Origin of the sequence: uncultured Veillonella sp. (genome assembly GCF_934190855.1) — a bacterium.
Lineage (GTDB): Bacteria > Bacillota > Negativicutes > Veillonellales > Veillonellaceae > Veillonella.
Genome location: NZ_CAKPTN010000132.1, coordinates 1 through 4,589 on the forward strand (window position 1 = coordinate 1; position 4,589 = coordinate 4,589).

Genomic DNA, 4,589 nt, shown 5'->3' on the forward strand with positions numbered 1-4,589 from the left:
GTCGTGGTGGTCGTTAATGATAGGGATTAGTTTTGCTAGTCTCGCTAAGGGATACTTTATGTCTTATAGGAGGCATATATGAAACGATGGATTGCTCCGGGCGTTTTAGCCCTTTTTGTGGTAGGGATGTTAACCTACGGCATGAACTTTTACCATCATGAACAAATCGAACAGGCCAAGGAGCCAGTTCGCGGTGAAATTACAGTCTATACAGACTTGCCAAATAATTTAACTACCATGCTTGCTGATCGTTATGAAGCGGAACAAAATGTAAAGGTTACAATAATGCCTCTTACAGAAGATCAAATGGCTCAACGGTCAGCATCAAATGTGGCTGACACATCTGGTGATTTAGTTCTTACCTCTGAGGATAATCTCGTTGTAGGTGCTAATACTGGTAAATATGCACCAATCGTTAATGAACGAATTGATGAAGTGCGAGATACATTTAAGGATCCTAATGGCTACTGGGTTGGCCTTTGGTATGATCCTATCGTATTTGTTCAAAATGATACTTTCCACAATGGTATTGGCAAGTATATTACCACTTGGGAAACCTTGGGAAAACAAGGGGACTGGTCTATTATTATGACCGATTTTGTAGCATCTCAAAATGCGGCAAATTTACTATATAATATGGTGGAGTACAAAGGGGAACCAGAGGCTCTTGAATATTTGTATACCTTGAAGCCACATGTAGTACAACATGCTAAATTTTTGTCTACTCCAGTACGCTTAACGGCATTAGGAGAAACAAATATTGGGATTGGAAACTTATCTGATGCAGCTCAGTATAATCGTCATGGATATCCAATTAAGTTCATTTATCCTAAAGATGGCACATCTTATTATGTAACTGGTGCTGCGGTATTAAAAAATTCAAAGCACAAAGCGGATAGTGTTGAATTTATTAATTGGTTGTTATCTACAAAAACGGCGAAATATATGGAAGAAAATAATTTTACCTATATGTTCACCAATCCTGAAATGGATGAGCCGAAGGATTCTATGGGTCAAGAATTAGTCTTATGGCCTGTGAATGGTGGCTATACCATGGAAGGTAAAAAGTTATTGTTAAACCACTGGGTTAGTCAAGTACGATTTCGTAAAGACTAAGCCAGTTGAATAGATCCCATTACTGGGAAAAGAGATAGAGAGATAATCGAGTGAAGAAAGGATATAGAATGGGTAAGAAATTAGGGTATGTTAGCCTAGGTTGTGCTAAAAATTTAGTAGATACTGAAGTCATGTTAGGCTTGTTGAAAGACAATGTCTATACCATCACTGAAGACCTAAGCGAAGCAGATCTTATCGTTGTTAATACCTGCACCTTTATTGAAAAAGCCAAGGCTGAGTCTATTAATACCATCCTTGAGGTTGCTCAATATAAGGAAGATGGCCGTTGTAAGGGCCTTATTGTAGCAGGTTGCCTTAGCCAACAATATCAGGATGAATTATTCCAAGAAATTCCTGAAATTGATGCATTAATCGGTACTGGTGCATGGGACCAAATTATGGTAGCCGTTGATGCTATTGAGCATGGCAATCGTAGTTGTATTATGGAGAATATTACGAACATCTATGATGAGCGTATGCCTCGTATTCAGACTACACCTCGTTACAGTGCATATGTAAAAATTGCAGAAGGCTGTAACAATGGTTGTACTTTCTGTATTATTCCAAAGGTGCGTGGTGCATTCCGTAGCCGTACAATTGAGTCTATTAAAGCCGAAGTAGAACGCTTAGCAGCATCTGGTGTTAAAGAGGTTGTTCTTATCGCTCAAGATACGACTAGCTATGGTATTGACCTCAACGATGGTAAGCCATTATTGACGACCTTGTTAAAAGAATTAACTACTGTAGAAGGCATCGAATGGATTCGCATGCTCTACTTATATCCGACATTCTTCTCTGATGAATTGTTAGATATTATCGTTAATGAGCCAAAACTTTGTAAATATGTAGATATTCCGTTACAACATGTAAACAATGATATCTTGAAGCAAATGAATCGCCGCGATGATCGCAATGATATTGAGCGTTTGCTTAAGAAAATTAGAAATGCGCCTACTCATATTACATTGCGTACATCTATTATCGTTGGCTTCCCTGGTGAAACAGACGAGCAATTTGAGGAACTTTGTGACTTTGTAAAAGAAATCAAATTCGATAACATGGGTGTATTTACGTACTCTCAAGAGGAAGGCACACCGGCTGGTGCTCGTGAAGACCAAGTCCCAGAAGCAGTTAAAGAAGAACGTTACCACGTTCTCATGTCCATCCAAGCTGCTATCTCTGAAGAGAACAATCGCGACTTAGAAGGTACCATTGATTATGCAATGGTCGAAGAAATCGAAGAAGGCGATAATAATACATTGCTTGCAAAAGGTCGTTTGAAATCTCAAGCTCCTGATGTAGACGGTAATATGTATATCGAAGACTGTGGCGAAGATATTAAACCTGGTGACATTCTTAAGGTACAAGTAGAACAAGGTTTTGCTTACGACGTTGTAGCTACCGTTGTAGAATAATACACTTCGATATATTCGAGTGTGGAGGTGATCTGATGATTGTAGAACTTATTTCTACAGGCTCAGAATTATTGCTAGGTGATACAGTCAATACGAATGTATCTTGGCTAGCGCAAGAGTTAAATAAATTAGGCTATACTATTGCTCATCAATCCGTAGTTGGTGATAATCCTAAGCGAATGGCAGAGGTTTTTCAGCTGGCTAGTACACGGGCTGATATTGTGATTAGTACTGGTGGGTTAGGCCCAACGCAGGGGGATATTACGCGTAATGTATTAGCCGATTCTGTTGGACGACCTATTGTATTTAATCAAGAGGCGATGGATGAGGTTACACGTTTTTTTGAAAGTGTAAAACGAACCGTACCTGAGGCAAGCCGTCGAGAAGCGGAGTTACCTGAAGGGGCAAAGATTCTTAAAAATCCTGTAGGCGTAGCTCCTGGTGTTGTCGTAGAAGATGGGGATACTACATATATACTGTTACCTGGACCTCCTGGGGAAATGAAGGGCATGTTCCAAGAGAGCGTAGTACCTTACTTAGATAATCGCTTTGGTTCACAAGGTGTTGTTATATCCTATCGATATGGTGTATATGATATTCGTGAAATCGACTTAGAGAACACCTTGATGGATCTCATTAAGAATCAATCGAATCCGACGATTGCTTTACTTATTAAAAAGGGCTATATCGAGGTTCGCATCACCGCTAAGGCTGATACATTAGAGGAGGCACAAGCGCTTCTCAATCCTTGGAACGCTATTATTCGAGAACGATTAGGCTCTCGTGTAGGCCGTGATTTGACTGTTTCTATGGAGGAAACCCTCGGTCGTGCGCTACTTGAGGAGCAGAGTACGATTAGTACTGCTGAATCTTGTACCTCTGGTTTAGTTGGTAAATTACTAACTAATGTGAGTGGCAGTAGTGAGTACTACATGGGTGGCGTTATTTCGTATAGCAACGACATAAAACATCGTGTACTAGGTGTACCTCAAGACATGCTCGACACCTATGGTGCCGTAAGTGTGCAAGTGGCTAAGGCTATGGCGGAAGGGGCTAAATCTATTGGGCAAACGACCTATGCCGTTTCTACGACGGGCATAGCCGGTCCTGGTGGCGGTAGTCCTGAAAAGCCAGTTGGTCTTGTGTGGTTTGGTGTTACTGGGCCACAAGGCACTGTAGCTCATAAAGCAAATCTAATTGGCAATCGAGATGATATTAGACAAAGTGCAGCAGAGCTAGCACTATATTATGTGTATACTTATATAACAGAAAAGGGGAAATAATATAATGGCTGTAGATGGCAGACAAGCAGCGTTGGATAACGCGTTAAAACAAATTGAAAAAGACTTTGGTAAAGGTGCTATTATGCGTCTTGGTGAAGCAGCAGATCGCATGAACGTAGAGGTTATCTCCTCCGGTTCTCTTGCTATCGATATCGCTGTTGGTGTAGGTGGTTTCCCTCGTGGCCGTGTTATTGAAATCTACGGTCCAGAATCCTCTGGTAAAACAACAGTAGCACTTCACGCTGTAGCAGAAGCACAAAAACAAGGCGGCATTGCTGCATTTATTGATGCGGAGCATGCGATGGATCCAGTATATGCTCGTAACTTGGGCGTTGATATCAATAATTTATTGATTTCTCAACCAGACAATGGTGAGCAAGCTCTTGAAATTACAGAAGCTCTTGTTCGCAGTGGTGCTGTAGATATCGTTGTAGTTGACTCCGTTGCGGCTTTGGTTCCTAAAGCTGAAATCGATGGCGAAATGGGCGATGCTCACGTAGGTTTACAAGCTCGTTTGATGAGTAAAGCATTGCGTAAATTGACTGGTATCATCAGCAAATCTAAAACTGTTGTTATCTTTATCAACCAATTGCGTGAAAAAGTTGGGGTCATGTTTGGTAATCCTGAAACAACAACTGGTGGTCGTGCGTTGAAATTCTATTCCTCCGTACGCCTCGATGTTCGTAAAGGTGAACTCATTAAAGCTAATAATGAAAACGTTGGTGCTCGCACTAAAGTAAAAGTTGTTAAAAATAAAGTAGCACCTCCGTTCAAA

4 protein-coding genes are annotated in these 4,589 nt (G+C 40.8%); all 4 read left to right on the forward strand.

Going from position 1 to position 4,589, the window contains the following annotated elements:
- Positions 1-78 precede the first annotated feature (78 nt).
- Positions 79-1,116, forward strand: a complete 1,038-nt coding sequence (locus Q0F90_RS07440) for an ABC transporter substrate-binding protein (protein WP_296004402.1) — start codon at positions 79-81, stop codon at positions 1,114-1,116.
- A 68-nt stretch (positions 1,117-1,184) separates the two neighbouring features.
- A complete protein-coding gene (rimO, locus tag Q0F90_RS07445) occupies positions 1,185-2,531 on the forward strand; it encodes a 30S ribosomal protein S12 methylthiotransferase RimO (RefSeq protein ID WP_296004403.1) in 1,347 nt (448 codons plus the stop codon).
- Between the two features lie 35 nt (positions 2,532-2,566).
- Entirely contained in the window at positions 2,567-3,814 is a 1,248-nt protein-coding gene (locus Q0F90_RS07450; protein WP_296004404.1) for a competence/damage-inducible protein A, read from the forward strand.
- A gap of 4 nt (positions 3,815-3,818) precedes the next feature.
- Positions 3,819-4,589: recombinase RecA (gene recA / locus Q0F90_RS07455; protein ID WP_296004405.1), on the forward strand; the 771-nt coding region annotated here is incomplete at its 3' end.